The 18901-nt window shown below is 40.3% G+C and carries 23 protein-coding genes and 1 pseudogene; 20 read left to right on the top strand and 4 right to left on the bottom strand.

Annotated features, from left to right (window positions below):
* Positions 1-108: 108 nt before the first annotated feature.
* Positions 109-1241 (top strand): annotated as a pseudogene (locus FWJ32_RS06995) (transposase).
* Positions 1242-1632: 391 nt separating this feature from the next.
* On the opposite strand, the gene FWJ32_RS13865 reads toward FWJ32_RS06995, so the two are convergent.
* Genes FWJ32_RS13865 through FWJ32_RS07005 form a run of 3 tightly spaced genes read right to left on the bottom strand, consistent with a single transcriptional unit; the run spans position 1633 to position 2970 of the window.
* Positions 1633-1839 (bottom strand): ImmA/IrrE family metallo-endopeptidase, encoded by a 207-nt coding sequence (locus FWJ32_RS13865; RefSeq protein WP_420837943.1) that lies wholly within the window; start codon positions 1837-1839, stop codon positions 1633-1635.
* A gap of 59 nt (positions 1840-1898) precedes the next feature.
* A complete protein-coding gene (locus FWJ32_RS07000; protein ID WP_149545250.1) occupies positions 1899-2351 on the bottom strand; it encodes an ImmA/IrrE family metallo-endopeptidase in 453 nt (150 codons plus the stop codon).
* Between the two features lie 40 nt (positions 2352-2391).
* Complete coding sequence (locus tag FWJ32_RS07005; RefSeq protein ID WP_149545251.1) at positions 2392-2970, bottom strand: helix-turn-helix domain-containing protein; 579 nt, start codon at positions 2968-2970, stop codon at positions 2392-2394.
* Between the two features lie 198 nt (positions 2971-3168).
* Here FWJ32_RS07005 and FWJ32_RS07010 point away from each other — a divergent pair, with 198 nt between their 5' ends.
* The 5 genes from FWJ32_RS07010 to FWJ32_RS07030 all read left to right on the top strand — a co-directional run bounded on the left by FWJ32_RS07010 (position 3169) and on the right by FWJ32_RS07030 (position 4535).
* A complete protein-coding gene (locus FWJ32_RS07010; RefSeq protein WP_149545252.1) occupies positions 3169-3393 on the top strand; it encodes a helix-turn-helix transcriptional regulator in 225 nt (74 codons plus the stop codon).
* A 160-nt stretch (positions 3394-3553) separates the two neighbouring features.
* Complete coding sequence (locus FWJ32_RS07015; RefSeq protein ID WP_149545253.1) at positions 3554-3730, top strand: helix-turn-helix domain-containing protein; 177 nt, start codon at positions 3554-3556, stop codon at positions 3728-3730.
* 45 nt (positions 3731-3775) lie between these two features.
* Complete coding sequence (locus tag FWJ32_RS07020; protein WP_149545254.1) at positions 3776-3994, top strand: hypothetical protein; 219 nt, start codon at positions 3776-3778, stop codon at positions 3992-3994.
* Between the two features lie 2 nt (positions 3995-3996).
* On the top strand, positions 3997-4275 hold the full coding sequence (locus FWJ32_RS07025; protein WP_149545255.1) for a hypothetical protein: 279 nt from the start codon (positions 3997-3999) through the stop codon (positions 4273-4275).
* Positions 4276-4301: 26 nt separating this feature from the next.
* Entirely contained in the window at positions 4302-4535 is a 234-nt protein-coding gene (locus FWJ32_RS07030; RefSeq protein WP_149545256.1) for a YdbC family protein, read from the top strand.
* 209 nt (positions 4536-4744) lie between these two features.
* On the opposite strand, the gene FWJ32_RS07035 is transcribed toward FWJ32_RS07030, so the two are convergent.
* Complete coding sequence (locus FWJ32_RS07035; protein WP_149545257.1) at positions 4745-5032, bottom strand: hypothetical protein; 288 nt, start codon at positions 5030-5032, stop codon at positions 4745-4747.
* A 162-nt stretch (positions 5033-5194) separates the two neighbouring features.
* Between FWJ32_RS07035 and FWJ32_RS07040 the strand changes: the two genes are divergently transcribed.
* The 14 genes from FWJ32_RS07040 (at position 5195) to FWJ32_RS07095 (ending at position 18901) form a co-directional block, all read left to right on the top strand.
* Entirely contained in the window at positions 5195-6367 is a 1173-nt protein-coding gene (locus tag FWJ32_RS07040) for a DUF2800 domain-containing protein (protein ID WP_149545258.1), read from the top strand.
* A gap of 29 nt (positions 6368-6396) precedes the next feature.
* Positions 6397-7095 (top strand): DUF2815 family protein, encoded by a 699-nt coding sequence (locus FWJ32_RS07045; protein ID WP_149545259.1) that lies wholly within the window; start codon positions 6397-6399, stop codon positions 7093-7095.
* Complete coding sequence (locus tag FWJ32_RS07050; RefSeq protein ID WP_149545260.1) at positions 7092-9080, top strand: DNA polymerase; 1989 nt, start codon at positions 7092-7094, stop codon at positions 9078-9080. The genes FWJ32_RS07045 and FWJ32_RS07050 overlap by 4 nt, the downstream gene beginning before the upstream one ends.
* A gap of 36 nt (positions 9081-9116) precedes the next feature.
* On the top strand, positions 9117-9290 hold the full coding sequence (locus FWJ32_RS13315; RefSeq protein ID WP_162523551.1) for a hypothetical protein: 174 nt from the start codon (positions 9117-9119) through the stop codon (positions 9288-9290).
* Between the two features lie 195 nt (positions 9291-9485).
* Positions 9486-11888, top strand: coding sequence for a virulence-associated E family protein (locus FWJ32_RS07055; protein WP_149545261.1), 2403 nt, complete (start codon positions 9486-9488; stop codon positions 11886-11888).
* Positions 11889-12303: 415 nt separating this feature from the next.
* Positions 12304-12594 (top strand): VRR-NUC domain-containing protein, encoded by a 291-nt coding sequence (locus FWJ32_RS07060; protein ID WP_149545262.1) that lies wholly within the window; start codon positions 12304-12306, stop codon positions 12592-12594.
* Positions 12591-13973, top strand: a complete 1383-nt coding sequence (locus FWJ32_RS07065; RefSeq protein ID WP_149545263.1) for a DEAD/DEAH box helicase — start codon at positions 12591-12593, stop codon at positions 13971-13973. Before FWJ32_RS07060 ends, FWJ32_RS07065 begins: the two co-directional genes overlap by 4 nt.
* Before the next feature lie 120 nt (positions 13974-14093).
* Positions 14094-14270 carry a hypothetical protein gene (locus tag FWJ32_RS13320; RefSeq protein WP_162523552.1) on the top strand — a complete coding sequence of 59 codons (177 nt, stop codon included), beginning with the start codon at positions 14094-14096 and terminating at the stop codon, positions 14268-14270.
* 269 nt (positions 14271-14539) lie between these two features.
* On the top strand, positions 14540-14719 hold the full coding sequence (locus FWJ32_RS07070) for a hypothetical protein (RefSeq protein ID WP_149545264.1): 180 nt from the start codon (positions 14540-14542) through the stop codon (positions 14717-14719).
* A gap of 171 nt (positions 14720-14890) precedes the next feature.
* A complete protein-coding gene (locus FWJ32_RS07075) occupies positions 14891-15346 on the top strand; it encodes a hypothetical protein (protein WP_149545265.1) in 456 nt (151 codons plus the stop codon).
* 54 nt (positions 15347-15400) lie between these two features.
* Positions 15401-15853 carry a class I SAM-dependent methyltransferase gene (locus FWJ32_RS07080; protein WP_149545266.1) on the top strand — a complete coding sequence of 151 codons (453 nt, stop codon included), beginning with the start codon at positions 15401-15403 and terminating at the stop codon, positions 15851-15853.
* 486 nt (positions 15854-16339) lie between these two features.
* The gene (locus FWJ32_RS13480) at positions 16340-16876 is read left to right on the top strand and encodes a hypothetical protein (protein WP_203227619.1); all 537 of its coding nucleotides are present in this window, start codon (positions 16340-16342) and stop codon (positions 16874-16876) included.
* On the top strand, positions 16812-18701 hold the full coding sequence (locus FWJ32_RS07090) for a phage terminase large subunit family protein (protein WP_203227620.1): 1890 nt from the start codon (positions 16812-16814) through the stop codon (positions 18699-18701). Before FWJ32_RS13480 ends, FWJ32_RS07090 begins: the two co-directional genes overlap by 65 nt.
* On the top strand, positions 18701-18901 hold the full coding sequence (locus FWJ32_RS07095) for a hypothetical protein (protein WP_203227621.1): 201 nt from the start codon (positions 18701-18703) through the stop codon (positions 18899-18901). Before FWJ32_RS07090 ends, FWJ32_RS07095 begins: the two co-directional genes overlap by 1 nt.

Consider the following 18901-nt stretch of genomic DNA (forward strand, 5'->3'; position numbering starts at 1 on the left):
AATACAGGCTTTTATTTATTTCTTTTATATATAACTCCTCTCCAAAATGTGGTAAAATTAAGTTATGAGCAATAATAAAACAACATCTCGGAAAGGAGTTATTAACTTATGACAAGACCAAAACAATTATCCTTTGCAGACATTTATTCCGACTGTAATAGTATTTTTGAAGATGATAAATATCACTTCCTTTCACTTCTTGAAGAAAACATTGATCTTGAAGAACTTATTCCGTCTTCCTTCTATGATCACTTTTATTCCTCTATTGGTAGAAATCGTGTATATCCTTTATCCGGTTTCCTTTGGGCTTTGCTCATTCAGCGGATTTTCTCTATTCCTACTGACAGTCTTCTTTTGATTTTTCTCCAGTACTCACAAGAAAGCAATGCAGCTTGATGATTCCTATGACCCTTACAAAGCAGCTTATAAATCCATGCCTTCTCATGCGGATTCAAACCGGAACATTAAACAGCTTTATATCAATGGACATTTTTGCTATGTTTTCAAGTTCGGTATGATTACCAATGGTCTTGGTATTGTCCGTGATATCTCATTCTATAATAAAGATTTCCTGGATGCGCACCCGGACATTGTTGTGGAAAAGAAATCGGATTCTCCCGAAGAAGATAAGTCCCTCGGTGATTCCAAAGCTCTTATCCCTGTCCTAAAGGATTTTTTTAATAAGCACCCTCTGATAAATCCCAGGACCTTCCTTGGAGATTCTGCTTTTGATGCAGTTAACATCTATAAATCTCTGTTTAGCGAACTGCATTTTGAAAAAGCATATATCCCTCTTAATTCACGTTCAGGACTTGAAGATCAGGACTACACCATTAACGAAGATGGTATCCCATGTTGCCCTCATGATAAGAATCTTCCTATGAAACCGGAGGGCAGCAAATCAAACTTAAGGTGCAATCTTCCGACTTTTAAGTTTGTATGTCCTAAGATGTCCTGGGATAAGTGTGATGACGGCAAATATCGTCGCCGTACACACTGTGACAACCCCTGCACTGACTCTGCCTGCGGACGGATGGTATACATTTATCCTGAAAAGGATCTTCGTACTTATCCCGGTACAATCCGTGGTACGGAGGAATGGGATGAAACCTACAAAATCCGTTCCGTAGTTGAAAAGTCAATCAACCATTTCAAAGACAGTTTTTGCCTTGCCGGACGCAGAACCCAGAATGAAAAAACACTGCATGCTGATTTATTATTGGCCGGTATTACCCAGTTAATCACGGTTGTTGTTGCTGACCGTATTCATAAACATGAATACATTCGCAGCCTGAAACCACTTATTGCATGAACCATATTACATAGAAACTCATTGCATTTCCATATGCCTATATCCAATGGGTTTATTTCCTGCGCCCATTTTTTCTGCCTGCATATATTAAGTCAAGCTTTCCATCCACTTTGAGCTTAAAAAATCAAGTTCTGTTGTTTTTAGACATTTTCAGGCTCATCTGAATTTTTTGACCTACCTCATTTCGCAATTACTTAATTATTTTTAATACCGATTTAAAACCGATTTAAAACCAACAATAACGATCACCACCTTTTATTTTAAAGACACGTTATAACCCAATATGTCTTTTAAAACATAATTCCTCCTTAATAGCTTGTTTATAAAATAGCATGTCCCAATTCATGGGCGCAAAATACGATTTGTGATTTCATGCTATATTTTAAATCAATGAATATGTAAGGGTCCTTATATGCTCTTAATATATACGTTTTTTTGGAAGGATGTAGTTTACAAAAATTAATTTCTATACCCAACTTTTTAGCAATTTTGAAAGGATTTTTAGTGTTAAATGAGGCTTTAAGCACACTTGCCAAAGAAATTATTTCTGAAAGAGCTATAGAATCCCCCCTTTATTTTTTAGTTATTATTCTAAAATATTTAATAACCATTTTTTAGGTAGGTATAAAGCTCTTGCTATCTGTTCTATAGTTAAGTCCTCAAAGTCTTTGTCAAATAAATTAATATTTAGCAATTTTAATGCAAAGTAATTAGCTTGTTTATCTAATTTACCTATATTAATAAGATTTTTATTAAAAGCAGCATTATAAATGTCTACATGTATAATAGCATGAGCTAATTCATGCGCAAGTACAAATTTTTCATAATGAATATCTAAATCATTCCTGATAAAAACAATTTCCATACCGTCATAATTTCTATAATACAAAGCCTCGTTCCCTTGAAATAGGATATTTTCTTTTGGCAGTTTCTTAATAGTTATACATAACTCATCATATAACTCATAAATATTAAGGGTCTTATATAACTCAAACAAACCAGCAATAAAATCATCTATCCATTGGTATTTATTATTCATAAGTGCCTCCAGCAATTAGATAGGATTTCGTCAGGTTTGTTTATTTCTTATATTTATAACTAATTAATTCTAATTGTCGTAAAAGTTCATTTGCAAAGTCAATTATTTCCTCGTCGCTCATTTTATTGATATCAAACCCACCGAATCCCATTATTGAAGGCTGCCCTAAAATGAACCTCATGGCTTCTTGCGGGGTTTTAAATTGTATTTCTTTATCAGTATCCCCATTTAATATATCACTTACTTTTATATTGAGAACCTTAGCAATAGAATTTAAAGTTTCAAGACTAGGATTATATCTTCCATTTTCAACATCAGCTAAATATGAACGAGAAATATTAGCTTTATCTGCCAATTCTTGTTGAGTTAAACCTGCCTGTTTTCTGTATTTTTTAATATTAGCACCTATTTCCACATCTTTTATTTCTTCATGCCCTAAAAGATAGTCGGTTGTTACATTAAAATATTCGGCTATTTTCTTTAAAACCGTATAACTTGGATTTCGTGCACCAGTTTCATACATGCCAATCATAGAAGTTGTAACTCCTATTATTTTACCGAGTTCCTCTTGTGTCATTTTTCTGCTTAACCTTAATTCTTTTATTTTCTTTCCTACCATATCTTTAACACCCCCCTAACAACTATTAGTTATATTATAACTAATAGTTATAATTAAATCAATCCAACTGATAGTGATAATTCAAGAAATAAAGAGCAAATAAAAGAAAATAGCTGATAAATTCTCACTATCAGTTGTAATTACTCTTGATAGATACAACTAATAGTGTTATCATTATAACTAAAAGGAGGGAAAATAATGGCAAACCATATAACTAAGTTAAGGGAAAATGCAGGTTTTAAAACAGCTAAAATCGCGGCTGAAGCACTTGGCATCAGCAGTGGTATGATGTATCAAATGGAAGGCGGTCATAAAAAACCAAGTCCAGAGCTTGCTATAAAAATGTCTAGTATATTTAAATGTACTCTGGAAGATATTTTTTTACCGTTTAATACAACTAATAGTTATAAAAAGATGGCTTGAATCAACATCTCAATAAATTCATTGAAATAAAATCAAAAAATAAAGAAAGGAGTATTGATATTCAATTTGATGTAAAACACCAGACAAGACTTGTCATATCAGCATTAGAAAGCATACTTGGATACCCCAAAAAACAACCGGAAGAAGCGGAGGCGAAAGCATGAAAGCTGCATTGACAGTAAAGGAATCAGCGGAATATCTCAATTGCAGTCAATGGTCGATGTATGAACTTATCTATAGAAAGAAGGTGAAACATTTCAGGATAGGGCGAAGGATATTGGTGCCTGTGAAAGAGCTTGATGAGTTCATAAATACCGGTGGAACAGAAAAGTATTGAAGTAAATATCATCTGAAAGAATCGATGAAGCAAGGAGGTAAGAGGGTGAAAGAAATAAAGATCAATCTCACCAGAGATGAAATTGACAACGTATTAACTGCTACTCAGCGCCAAATCGAATACAAGCAAGAAGCATTGAAGTTATATCAAGATTTCGACCTTAGTGAAACATCCCAAAATTCGGTAATTGAAGAAATTAAATTGCTTGATTCCGCATATAAAAAGCTGTTTCAGGCACTACTTAAAGAGAAAAGAGGGCAGTAATTATGCTAAAGGAAGAATTAGAAAAAGAAATTAATAACATCACTCAACAACTTAATGAATGTAACCAAATAATAGCCGAAGCCGTAGAAGCTACTAAAAAAACAGACAAGCTTCGAACAAGATTAAAAGAACTTATGGTTGAATACCTGAAAATAGATATAGTAAACACCAAGCTAAAACCACTTTTCATCTTTCAGGGCAAAACAAAAGACCTTCTCAAAGAGCTCCAGCAAGAGCTTGAGAAGGCACAAAACCACTCACCCTCATTTTACCACTGGTAAATGAGGGAATCAAGGGAGAGAAAAAGATGCCAGATAAAAACGTAAAGTTTAAAATCATACAAAACCTCGGAATCCTTTTCGCATCCTCAAAAGGCTGGAAAAAAGAGATTAATCTAATCAGCTGGGATGGTCGAGAACCTAAATACGATATCCGGGATTGGGACCCTGAACATAAAAGAATGAGTAAAGGTATTACATTGACAGCTGAAGAGCTGAAAAAGTTAAAGGAGATCCTGGATAATATGATTACTCTGATATAGACGCAGAAACTGAACTTACTAAAGATGCGGTAAATAGCACAAAGATTTTAATTATTATGATCAAAACAGAAGCAGGCCCTGTTTATGTAAATTACAACTATTATTGCTATCTTAAAAGATTAAAATTGGAATTTCGATTTAACACACCTCCATTACCTATAGGTTTATTCAAAAATAACGAACTTGTCGGGATTTTATGCCCGATAAAATTAAAGTAAATCAAGAGGAGAGGAAGAAACCATGGATATCAATATTAAAATCGATGCGCCCGAATTAGCGGGTGCAATCCAATCCCTGGCTGCAGCTTTGATTAAACTGTCCAAACCAGTATCTGAATCCATTCCAACACCTGAACCGGAACCGACACCAATAGCACAATTTAAACCAGCACCAACAGCTGTCCCGACTACCCCTATATCAACATCACAACCGATATCAGAACCGGTACCAATACCCGCACCCCCGACAATTGTTCCAACTACACCGCAGACATACACTATGGAACAACTGGCGGTAGCAGCTACACAGTTAGTCGATGCTGGTCGCAGAATGGAACTCGTGGCTTTGTTGAACAGCTTCGGTGTACAAGCACTCACCGCATTGCCCAAAGAACAATACGGCGCATTCGCTACAAAACTTCGAGAGATGGGGGCCAAAATATGAAAAATATCGAGGCCCAGGTCCCGGTAGCCGAACATGCTTTATTATCGGCCTCAGGGGCGCATAAGTGGCTGGTATGCACACCATCCGCAAGACTGGAAGAGACTTTTCCGGAGACCACAAGCGAATATGCGGAAGAAGGGAGATTAGCCCATCAAATTGCAGAGTTAAAACTTCGGAAGCACTTTATTGAACCCATGAAAGCTAAGACTTTTAACAACAAACTTAAAGAACTTAAAGAAAATCCTTTATTCCAGGAAGAAATGTTAAATCACGTGGATGAATACTTTAATTATGTTTACAAAATAGCACTTAATTATCCTTCAACACCCTATGTAACTATCGAAAAAAAGCTGGATTACAGCGCTTATGTTCCTGAAGGTTTCGGCACCGGAGACTGCATCATAATTGGTGGCGACACCCTTCACATAATTGATTTTAAATACGGAAAGGGGGTGCCTGTGTCAGCAGAAGACAATCCGCAAATGAAACTTTACGCACTGGGGGCTTTATCAGCCTATTCAATCCTGTATTCAATCAAAAAAGTGAAGATGTCTATAGTGCAACCCAGATTAGACAGCATTTCAGAATGGGAAATATCAGCAGCAGATTTGTTAGCCTGGGGTGAAAGTATCAAACCTATCGCACAAAAAGCCTTTAATGGCGAGGGAGATTATGTTCCCGGAGAACATTGTCGGTTTTGCCGGGCAAAAGCCCTATGCCGGGCCCGGGCAGAATTCAATATGAGTCTTGAGAGCTATAATATGATGAAGCCCCCAATAATCTCGAATCAGGAAGTGGGAGAAATCCTGATAAAAGCTCAGGACCTGGTTAAGTGGGTTAAGGACCTTGAGGAATATGCTTTGTCAGAATGCTTGGCCGGCAATGATATACCCGGATGGAAAGCGATTGAAGGCCGAAGCGTAAGACAATTTACCGACCAAGAAGCAGCTTTTAAGGTACTCATGGCAAACGGCATAGATGAAGCCATGCTGTATGAACGTAAACCGTTAACCTTAGCAAGCGTTGAAAAGTTACTGGGGAAAGCAAAATTCAAAGAACTATTAGACGCTTATGTAGAAACGCCGCCCGGAAAACCGACTTTAGTACCGGAAAGCGACAAACGAGAACCGATAAGACGCATAAGCGCAGAAGAAGATTTTAAAAGCTAAAAAATTATATGTAAAGGGGAAAAGTGAAAATGAGCAAAAATAATCCACAGCATGTAGTAACCGGCAAAGTGAGACTTAGTTATGTGCATCTGTTTACACCTTATGCGAGTAAACCAGGACAGGAACCAAAATATAGCGTTACGATTTTACTCCCGAAATCCGATATCGCGGCAAAACAGCGAATTGATGCAGCCATCCAGGCAGCCATTCAGACTGGGATATCCTCCAAATGGAATGGTGTCAGACCCCCACAAATAGCAATACCCATCCATGACGGCGACGGGGTCCGGCCTTCTGACGGAATGCCTTTTGGCGAAGAATGCAAAGGGCACTGGGTATTTACGGCATCCTCCAAACAACCTCCACAGATAGTGGATTTACAGCTTAACCCGATTATTAATCAAAGTGAAATCTATTCCGGCATTTATGCTAGAGTATCAATTCAATTCTTCCCTTACTCCAACAGCGGTAAAAAAGGTATCGGATGCGGCCTGGGCAATGTTCAGAAACTCGAAGACGGAGAACCGTTAGGTGGGCGCACCACCGTCGCTGACGATTTTGGCGACAGCACCGACATATACACCACGCAACAGATACCTGCTTATACTCAACCAATACAACAAAATCAGCCGGTATATTCACAATTAAATACACAGCCAATTCCTTCGGCACCGCAAATTGACCCAATAACTGGTATGCCGATTACCGGCCGAGTGATGGGCATATGAAACATCTATCAATCGACTTGGAAACCTTTAGCAGTATAGATATCAATAAAGCGGGACTGTACCGATACGTACAGTCCCCCGATTTCCAAATATTGCTTTTTGCATTTGCCTTCGATGATGACCCTGTACAGGTAGTTGATCTGGCTCAGGGTGAAAAAATACCCCAACATGTCATATCCGCTCTGTGGGACCCAAATATTATCAAGCATGCCTATAATGCATCCTTTGAATGGTACTGCCTAAGCAAATTTTTCAGTATATCAAACCCGGAAGCATGGCTCCCCCAATGGCAGGATACCATGCTGCACGGCTTATATTGCGGTTACACAGCAGGCCTGGCAGCCACAGGCGCCGCACTAGGGCTGCCTGAAGATAAAAAGAAAATGAGCATCGGCCAGGCGCTTATCCGGACTTTTTGCGTGCCCTGCAAGCCCACAAAAAGCAACGGATACCGGACAAGGACGTTACCACACCATGAACCTGAAAAGTGGAAATTATTCAAGCAGTATAACGTCCAGGATGTAGTGACTGAGCGGGAAATAGAACATAGGCTGTCTGCCTTTCCAGTGCCGGAGCAGGAACAAAAACTCTGGCGGCTGGATCAGCAGATAAATAATTATGGGGTTATGGTGGACCAGGATCTAATTGAAGGGGCTTTATATTGCAGTGAAAAAATTACAGATGAATTAATGAATGAGGCAATAAAGATTTCGGGCCTGGACAATCCCAAAAGTGTCCAGCAATTATCACAATGGCTCGAAGAGGAAACCGAAGAAGAAATACCGAACCTGCAAAAAGATACTGTCAAAAATCTCATTAAAACTACCGAAGATGAAAAAGTTAAACGCATGTTAGAGATCCGCCAGGAGCTTTCCAAAACATCCGTGAAAAAATATACAGCCATGAAAGAAGCTGTATGCGACGACGGACGTATCCGAGGGCTATTACAATTTTACGGAGCCAACCGTACTGGCCGATGGGCAGGCCGTCTCGTCCAGGTTCAGAACCTTCCTCGAAATTATCTTGAAACATTATCCCACGCCAGGGATTGTGTTAAATACAAAAAAGTAGACGCCCTGAAAATTGTATATGGCAGTATTCCGGATACCCTCTCGCAGCTCATTCGAACCGCTTTTATACCATCTCCTGGCCACATACTCATCGATGCGGATTTTAGTGCAATAGAAGCCCGGGTAGTCGCCTGGCTTGCCGGTGAACAATGGCGGCTTGATGTGTTCAACACCCATGGCAAAATCTATGAAGCCTCAGCATCCCAAATGTTCGGAGTTCCGATAGAAAAAATAGTAAAAGGTAACCCGGAATATGTCTTAAGGCAAAAAGGCAAAGTTGCGGAATTGGCTTTGGGTTATCAGGGTTCCGTAGGTGCCCTTATCAAGATGGGTGCACTGAATATGGGACTAACCGAAGAAGAACTACCGGAGATTGTGCAACGGTGGAGATCCTCAAACAAAAGGATTGTGGACCTCTGGTATGCAGTAGAAAATGCCGCTCTCAGTGTAATAAGGACTGGTCAACCTGTAGGTATAAAAAATCTGCTATTTGCCCGAGAAGGAAACTATAACACTGGCCAAGATTTCTTAACAATTACTTTGCCCAGTGGCCGAAAGTTATTTTATGTAAAACCGTTCATCGCACAAAACGACCGGGGCCAGGATGCGCTATATTACCACGGCATGAATCAAAATTCAAAAAAATGGGAAACAGTGTCTACTTACGGGGGTAAATTGGTAGAAAATATAACCCAAGCAGTTGCTCGGGATTGTCTGGCTGAAAGCCTAATGAGGCTTACTGCTGCCGGATACAAGATTGTTTTTCACGTACATGATGAAGTCGTGCTGGATGTGCCGGAAGAAAAGGCAGACCTTAACCAGGTATGTGAGATAATGGGGCAACCAATACCCTGGGCGCCAGGATTACCGCTTAAGGCTGATGGATTTATAACCAAATATTTCAGGAAAGATTAAATCGCAGTATGTAAACTATACGAAAGAGGGGGAATTATGGATTACTCAAAATATAACATGGATTATAGATTAGATAGAAAAGCGTTTATTGATGAAATATATGCGGATAAATTATATTGTGACGGTTGTATTAACTTGAAAATACATCATGCGATATTAATCCTTGGCGAGATGATTATAAGTGTGAATGCGAGGCGCTTGGTGAAATGAGATTAATAACACGTCCCCAAAATATACCTAGAAGTTTACTGTGTTTATTGCTTGATTATTATCAGCAATAATGCACATTTCAAAGATTATACGAAAATACTCTCCAAACTCGGAGAAAGCAGGAATTGATTAAATCATTCGTCAGATCTCAAAACAACTTTATAAAATTTTATTCAATCTTTTAGGTGGTGGCTTATGCTCATTAACAACCGAAAAATAACGATATCCGCTGCTGGAAACCGCAGAGCAACACGATGGCCAGCACAAACATTATATTGGTCGGAATTCGTGGAACGCTTAAAAACGCCCGTAAGAGGCACTGAAACTTTAACCGAATACTTACGTTTACCCAAAAGCCGTCAAGACGATTTAAAAGATGTGGGCGGCTTTGTAGGAGGCCTTTTAAAAGACGACAGAAGGAAAGCAAGCAACGTAATCGGAAGGGATATTATAACACTTGACCTTGACAACATACCTGCGGGCGACACTCAGGACGTATTGCGCCGAATTGAAGCCTTGGGATGTGCTTATGTCGTATATTCCACACGTAAACATGAGGAAGCAAAGCCACGACTTAGGGTAATCATACCGGGCAACCGGACAATTACAGCCGATGAATACGAACCGCTAGCCCGGAAGTTGGCAAGCATCATTGGAATAGAATTATGTGATCCTTCTACCTTTGAGGCTTCCAGGCTCATGTATTGGCCTTCATGCTGCTCTGACAGCCAATACGTCTATCAATATGGAGACAAACCTTTCCTGGATGTGGACGGGTTACTGGCAATGTATAAAGACTGGCGCAATGTGGCAGAATGGCCTGAAATACCAGGAGTACAGCAGACACATGCAAAGCTCGCCGCAAAACAGGGAGATCCTACGGCCAAAGCAGGTATCGTCGGCGCCTTCTGCAAAGTATATGACATCTATAAGGCTATGGATACTTTTTTACCCGGCGTTTATGCCCCATGCGACGGTAAACCGGACCGATATACTTATACCGGTGGATCCACAACTGGCGGTGCAATTGTATATGATAACGGAACATTCCTTTATTCGCATCATGCCACAGATCCAGCGGGAGGGCAGCTGGTAAATGCTTTTGACCTCGTGAGATTGCATAAGTTTGGTGAACTGGACGATGAGGCAAAGCCCGATACCCCTACAAATAAATTGCCATCTTATGCGGCAATGTGTGAGCTGGCGGTATCGGATGCCCAGGTGGTAGCATTACTCAATCAAGAGCGATACGAAAAAGCCACTCAAGATTTTGCTGTAAGCACTGTAAGTCAAGATGATAATACCAATTGGATAAGTAAGTTGCAGGTCAGCACCACCACCGGTATGCCGGCAAAGACAACGGACAATATCCTGATTATACTGGAAAACGATCCACTTTTGAAAGGAAAGCTTGCTTTTGATGAATTCGCCAACAGAGGTCTGGTGCTGGGCCCCCTACCCTGGGACCCTCGCACAGAGCGCCGACAATGGACAGATGTCGATGACGCCGGTCTCAGACATTACCTTGAACATACTTATAAAATCACTGGTAAAGACCGAATATTTGACGCTATCGCTTTATGTGCTCACAAACATCTGATAAATGACGTAAAAGACTACTTAACCAGCTTAGAATGGGACGGCATCAAACGTCTTGATACCCTCCTTATAGACTACCTGGGGGCCGAGGATACGCCATACACCAGAGCGGTCATACGAAAGTCTCTTACGGCAGCTGTGGCCAGGGTAATGACACCTGGAGTAAAATATGACTTTGTACCGATTATAGCTGGGCCGCAGGGCATAGGTAAAAGCACTTTTTTAAGAATCCTTGGCCGGCAATGGTTTTCTGACAGCCTAACAACTTTTGAAGGCAAAGAAGCATCTGAAATGGTCCAGGGTGTATGGATCAATGAGCTCGGGGAACTAAACGGCCTTAATCGTTCAGAAATCAATGCCGTAAAGCAATTTATAAGCAGGACGGACGATATATATCGAGAACCATATGGTCGGCGCACAGGCAGATACCCCAGGCGATGCGTATTTTTCGGGACTACGAATGACGCTGAATTTTTAAGAGACAAGACGGGCAACCGGCGCTTTTGGCCGGTAGATGTGGGCATTCAGCCTGTAAAAAAAGACGTTTTTAATGATTTAGAAAATGAAGTAGACCAAATATGGGCTGAAGCATTCGTTCACTGGCAGCTGGGGGAACCGTTATATTTAACAGGTGAAATAGCAGCTGAAGCAAAGAGAGAGCAGGAAGCACATGAGGAAAGCAATGCAAAAGAAGGCATTATTCAGGAATTTGTTGAACGTCGGGTGCCACTGGATTGGGAAAAAAGGACCTTGAATGAAAGGCGATTATATTGGGCCGGGGAGTTTGGCCGTGACACCGGCGAAACCATGGAACGGGACCGGATATGCGCCGCAGAAATATGGTGCGAATGCCTGGGCGGGGATATCAAGTATATGAAAAGGTCCGATGTGTTGGAAATAAATAGCATTTTGGCAAACATCCCTGGCTGGAGAAGAAGTAAAGGTGCCTTTCGTTTTGGGTGTTATGGAAAGCAAAGAGGGTTTATAAAAATCAAATAATCCGTTAATAGTCAAAATATGGTAATTGAATATAAAATATTGTCTCTGTTAACATCGTCAACATCGTCAACATTCAATGTTGACGGCTGAAACCCGCATAAAATCTAATACTATAGCTTTTGTCTACATTGTCTACATTCTTTTCTATAGTAAGTATAAAAAGAGAGGGTATAAAGGGTATATAGCACTTAGTACGCCTGTACAGCCTGTTTTATATATTTTATATATAGAAAAAAATGCTAACTTTGTTGACAAAACCCTTCAAATGCAAGTAGGACAAGGCTTTGACCCGTCAACATTCTATGTTGACAATGTTGACAGGTTCCAGTGACAAAAGCTGTTAAGTGTAGGTAGGGCAAGGCTTTAAGCTGTCAACATTGTCTGTCAACATTCTATTGCGAAGGAATGAAATACCATGAGAGAAAAAGATATCGAACAATATTTACGAAATAAGGTAAGAGAGTTCGGAGGCAGAGCATATAAATTTATCTCTCCAGGCAGTGCAGGGGTGCCTGACAGACTGGTGCTGTTTCCTGGAGGTCGTATGGCCTTTGTGGAATTGAAAGCGCCGGGAGAAAAATCCACACCTTTACAAAAGGCGCAGCAGGAAAAAATCCGAGCTTTGGGGTTTCCAGTATATGTGATTGACAGCAAAGAAAAAGTAGATGCTTTTATTTATCAGCATGCGGGAGTGGTTGTGAAGTGAAATTTACGCCATATGCTTATCAAAAATATTGCATAAACAGATTAATAGTTGATCCGGTTTTAGGTCTTTATCTTGACATGGGTTTAGGCAAGACTGTTATAACAATGACTGCAATAAATGACTTAAAATACAATCGATTTGCCATAAATAAGGCCCTGGTTATAGCCCCTAAAAAAGTTGCAGAAGGAACATGGAGCAAGGAAGCTGCGAAATGGGACCACCTGTATTTATTGAGAATATCGGTAGTAATGGGAACTGTAAAACAAAGAGTAAGAGCGCTTAATACTCCTGCCGACATTTACATCATTAACCGTGAAAACACACAATGGCTTGTAGATTATTATCGAAATAACTGGCCCTTTGATATGGTGGTAATCGACGAATCCAGTAGCTTTAAAAACCACCAGGTTAAAAGATTTAAAGCACTGACCTGGGTGCGCAACAAGATAAGCAGAATTGTGGAATTAACCGGCACACCAGCACCAAACGGATTATTGGACCTGTGGGCGCAAATATATTTACTGGATGAAGGTAAAAGGCTAGGTAAAAAATTTACACACTATCGTGAAAGATATTTCGACCCGGACCGGCGGGACCGGGATCATGTTTTCAGCTATGCGCCAAAGCCAGGAGCTGAAGAATCTATTTGTGAACTTTTGAGCGATATATGTGTAAGCATGAAAGCAGAAGATTATTTAGAACTGCCGGATTGCATTACAGTCAATGTGCCGGTAGTTCTGGATACTAAAGCTAAAGCAGCGTATGAAAAGTTGGAAAGGGAAATGCTTCTTGAAATTGATGAAAGCATGATTGATGCTGGCAGTGCAGCAGTATTAACAAATAAACTTTTGCAGCTTTGTAATGGCGCTATATATGATGAAAACTGTAAGCCTGTTGAAATACACAACTGTAAAATTGAAGCTTTTTTGGAACTTATAGAAGCTTTGAACGGTCAGTCAGTGTTGGTTTTTTACAACTTTCAACATGATCTGCAACGAATTAAAAAAGCTCTAGCAGGATCCGGTCTTAGAGTGAGAGAGCTTAAAGGTTCGCAAGATGAAGATGATTGGAACAATAGAAAAATCGATATCCTATTGGCGCATCCGGCCAGTTGCGCCTATGGTCTAAATCTTCAACAAGGTGGCCATCACATTATATGGTTCGGTCTTAACTGGAGCTTAGAGTTATATCAACAAGCTAATAAACGATTACATCGGCAGGGGCAAACGGAAAAGGTTATCATACATCACCTGGTTGTTGAAGGAGGGGTTGATGAAGATGTCATGGCAGCGCTGGAGGATAAAAGCGCTACCCAGGATCGGTTGATGGAGGCTTTGAAAGCAAGAATTGAAAAATATCAAAAGGAGATGTCTAAATGAGAGATAAAAAATGACATCGTGTTATAGATCCTGAACTTATTGATATGGCCATATACGAATATAAAGCCTGTCAAATCCGGCATGATTTTTACCGCAAAAAAATTAAGGAGGCGGTTAAAAGTGGACAAGCTATACCGTGTAATGGGTATATTCAGTTTGGAGGTAGAAGGTGAAGATTTCCGAGAAGCCAGGGAAAAAGTACACAGAATTTTACGAGTGGATGAAATAGAACACAACATAATAAATGTGGAAGAGGTGTCGTCTGACGAGCGAAAATGCAGTCGAGTACAAATGTGATCAAGATAAACTGAGACTTGATTTAGTGCTACTAGATATTGTAATTACAGCAAAGAGGATTTTGAGAGAAATCCAAAGTATAATCAAAGCGGGTATGCTGACCCAACAGCTTATGAAGCAAACAGAACTTGATAAAAAGGTTCATAAAAACCGTATAACTTGGATTTCGTGCGCCAGTTTCACACATACCAAATTTGATAAATGTTTTTTGATAAATGTTTTAAAGTTTATTATTGATTGAAATAAGAGATAAGAAAGGAGTTCAAATAATGAAAAGGATTTATGTTGTTAGTAAAGATAAAAAATCAGGTTTATGGTATGCACATATGGCTGGTTTTCCTTGGATTCCAGTTTGGGGGAGTTGTAGCAAAAGTAAAATAGAAGCACAAAAGGTTGCAGCCAATATGATGTGTTTATCATTAAAAGAATATTTACAACTTCGTTTATAATTTATAAAGAAAGGCAGGTGATAATATGGCAAAAACAAAGAGAATTGAGTTATATGAGGGTGTAAAGGATAATGGTTGAAAAAATTGGCACCATGATTCAAAATCTTATGAACGAATATAAAAAATTTACCATAGTCAAACCAGATTGGTATTAAGGGGAGTGATGACAGTATGAACTACATAAAAGAAGCTGAAAATTATTTATACTATTACGCCGACATGCATCGGAGCCTTGAGCGGATGGAACATGAAATATGCAAATTAGTGTCCCAGGCCGGGCCAAGAGGAATAAAATCGGCGGTGCTGGACGAAACCGGCATTAAGGCCGGACACCAGGATGAAACCATGAATATCCTTTTCCGGCTTCAAATACTCACTGAGAATAAAGAAGAGACGAAGCGGGAACTTGAAAAAATAGACAAAATTTTGGACGAAATCAGCAGGGACCCCGGCTGCGAACTCTATGGCCTGGTGCTCCGCAAATGGTATATTGAACAGAGGCCGAAGGAAGAAATTGCGGCGGAAATCGGATACAGCAGCAGACAGAGTATATATTCGCTCCAGGCAAAGGCTATTAGGAAATTTGCAGTGCAGTTCTTTGGGATTAGGATGGTGGAAGATTTATAAAGGTGTGAGAGAATGGCATAGTATGTAAATTATACGTAGTAAAGGGGGCTAGGTATGCAACGTATTTTAGATGCGACTTGTGGCAGCCGAATGATTTGGTTTGATAAACAGAACCCAGACGTTTTGTATATGGATAATCGGAAATTAACGGATATTCTATGTGATGGCAGAGTATTAAACATAAACCCCGATGTAGTTGCAGATTTTAGAAAAATGCCTTTTCCAGACAATACTTTTTATCTAGTTGTATTCGATCCTCCACACCTGTTGAAAGCTGGTAAAAACTCATGGTTGGCCAAGAAATATGGTGTACTTTCCCAGAATTGGAAACAAGATATTGCACAGGGTTTTCGTGAGTGTATGAGAGTACTAAAGCCCAATGGAACATTAATTTTTAAATGGAATGGAGAACAAGTTAAATTGAGTGAAGTTTTAAAAGCCATTGGCCAAAAGCCGCTATTCGGAAACCGAAGAAGTAAGACACATTGGTTAGTTTTTATGAAATAATGAACATTTCAAAGATTAACTACAGAAATGATAGAAATGGGGTATGCTAACATCAAGATAAGATAATTTTGGAAAAAAAATAGACAGACATTTGATTCTTGGTGTGATATAATGCCATTAAGTGATAGAGCACCTGAATATAGGTGCTTTTTATGTATTGTTTTTTAGGGGTTATCACGAGTTTTTAACAAAAGGCTTGAAAGAAGTTTCCCATCCTCTATAGGTGGAAGAGACATAAATGCAGCAATAAATATACTGCATGAAGGATTAAGACAACAATGAAGAAACTAAGGGAAGAAACCAAAGGAAACTGAAGAAGAAAACTAAAAACAACCCTATTAAGAAACTATGTTCAATGGAGAATAATGGAAGAATAACGGGTCCTTCCAGAAGGGTGAGGAGGATGCGGGTCTGGCGAGGCCCGAAATTTCACCCAGTATGAAACAAAAAAATCATGCAACTTTGCAACTTTTTTGGTGATAGAAAATGGATAAAAAAGTAAAAATCCTGGATGACAAAATTTGCCTCAGCACAGCAGCTATGTGCGAGGTGTTTAACATAGATAAATCGACCATGAAGCGCTGGGGTGATGATGGATGCCCAAAAATCGCCCGGGGGTGGTGGTCTCTGGCAGAAGTTTTACGTTGGCGGGGATTAGTCAGCGCTGGCGGCATACAGACAGAAAAAGACGTGGAAAGGTTATCTCTTCAAGAACAAAAGCTATATTATGAAGCCAAATACAAACAGGCACAGTCGGAGGCCGCTGAATTTAAAAACGCAATACAGAGAGGAGAATATATTCTAAAAGATGACATCATCACTGAACTTCAGCGATTTTTTATTGTCCTGAAAAGGTCCATGCTTGGCTACAGTAGGAGGATAGCCACAGAGCTTGCCGGTTACGTAGACTCTGTTACTGCCAGGAGGATTGAAAAGATGATAACGGAGCTGACGCTGGATGTCCTTGAACAAATCAGCATTGACGGAGTCTATAAGCCGTCGAAGAAAAAACGTAAAAATTGAATGGTCCTCATGGTTACAAAAAGCTCTGAAGGTGTTTAAGCCTCCTGAGCAGCTGACGGTCTCCGAATGGGCAGATAAATTTCGAATCTTAGACGCAAAGACATCCGCCGAACCCGGCCTCTGGAGGACGGCAAGGACGCCGTATCTTCAGGGGATAATGGACGCATTCACTGATCCTGACATAGAAGAAATAATCTTTGTAAAGCCTACGCAGATAGGCGGCACCGAATGTCTGAATAACATAGTTGGTTATATCATTGCCCAGGATCCGAGCCCGACACTGATTGTATATCCCACACTGGAACTTGCTGAATACACATCAAAAAACAGGGTCCAGCCCATGATAAACCTTTGCCCTGTATTGAGGGATCGATACCAGGATAAAGAGAGTAAAACTCTTGAATTACAATTCGACGGGATGTATGTAGTGCTATCTGGAGCTAATAGCCCAGCATCCTTAGCATCTAGGCCCATACGGTATTTATTCATGGATGAAGTTGATAAGTTCCCGACATTTTCCGGGAAAGAAGCTGATCCTAGAAGCCTTGCCTGTGAGAGAACTAAAACCTTCGCACATAACAAAAAGATATTTCAAACATCCACGCCAACCCGAAAGAACGGTCCTATATGGCAGGAATGGGAAAACGCCGATGACCAAAGAGAATATTATGTTCCATGCCCTCATTGTGGCCATTATCAAACACTACGATTCAAGCAGATAAAATGGCCTAAACCTGAAGGACAGGAACCAACTCCGGATGATGCCAGGGCAACAGCATATTATGAATGCGAACAGTGTCATGGCATAATCACTGATGGTCATAAACAGGGGATGCTTCGAGCCGGCAGGTGGGAGTCCAAGAAAAAAACAGGAACATGCAAAACCGCTTTTCATCTTAATGCAATTTATTCACCATGGGTAAGATTCGGTGATGTGGCTTATGAATTCCTCAAATCCAAAGACTTTCCTGAGCTTCTAATGAACTTTATAAACTCCTGGCTTGCGGAACCTTGGGAGCAGACGGAGGTCAAAATGGATTCCGATCTGGTTTTGGAGCGACAGAGCGAATATGAGGAAACGGTGGTCCCTGACGGCACCATGTTGCTCACTGCAGGAGTAGATGTTCAGAAGGACCATTTTTATTATACAATCCGAGCCTGGGGCACCAGCATGACCAGCTGGAATATAACTCATGGCGTTGCAGAAACCTGGGATCAGATAGAATACATTATGAATCTTCCCTACCATGACCGGCAGGGTAATATATATCAAGTCAATCTTTGTGCAGTAGACTCCGGTGACCGGACCGATGAAGTATATGACTTTTGTGCTTTTAATCAGGAATGGGCGGTGCCCGTGAAAGGGTCATCGAATCCGCTGCTAAGCCGATATAAAGTTAGCACTATCGATAAAACCGATAGTAAAGCTCATGGAATGAGGCTTTATCTTGTAGATGGGAACCAATACAAAGATATGATTGCTGGCAGGATGAAAAGGCCTAACGGTCCAGGATCATGGATGGTATATAAAGGTTGTGATAGAGAATATGCGGAGCAAATATGCGCCGAGGAAAAGGTTATTGAGAAAAAGAAAAACGGAGTTGAGGTAGAAGTATGGAAGCCAAAGGCCACACATGCGGCAAATCATTATTTAGATGCTGAAGTATATGCAGCCCTGGCTGCGGATCTTTTGCATGTGAGGTATTTGCAGACGGAAACGCCTCAAAAGCAACCGATTATAAATAAAACTCAACCTACAGAACAGCAGAATAACTTTATAAAACCAAATAATAACTGGATACCCCAGAAAGGCAGGTGGTTGTAGTGACGATTCAGGAACAGCTGGATCAGATTAACCAGGCTATAAATGTTATAGAAAACGGTGCCCAGGAATATCGAATAGGGAGCAGATCTTTGAGGCGCCCCGACCTTACTATCCTTTACCAAGAACGGAGAGAATTGCAGCGACAGCTCTACGAGGAGAATGGAGGCGGTATATTTGTAGCCGTCTTTGATAGGAGGTGA

Source organism: Calorimonas adulescens (assembly GCF_008274215.1).
Taxonomy (GTDB): domain Bacteria; phylum Bacillota; class Thermoanaerobacteria; order Thermoanaerobacterales; family UBA4877; genus Calorimonas; species Calorimonas adulescens.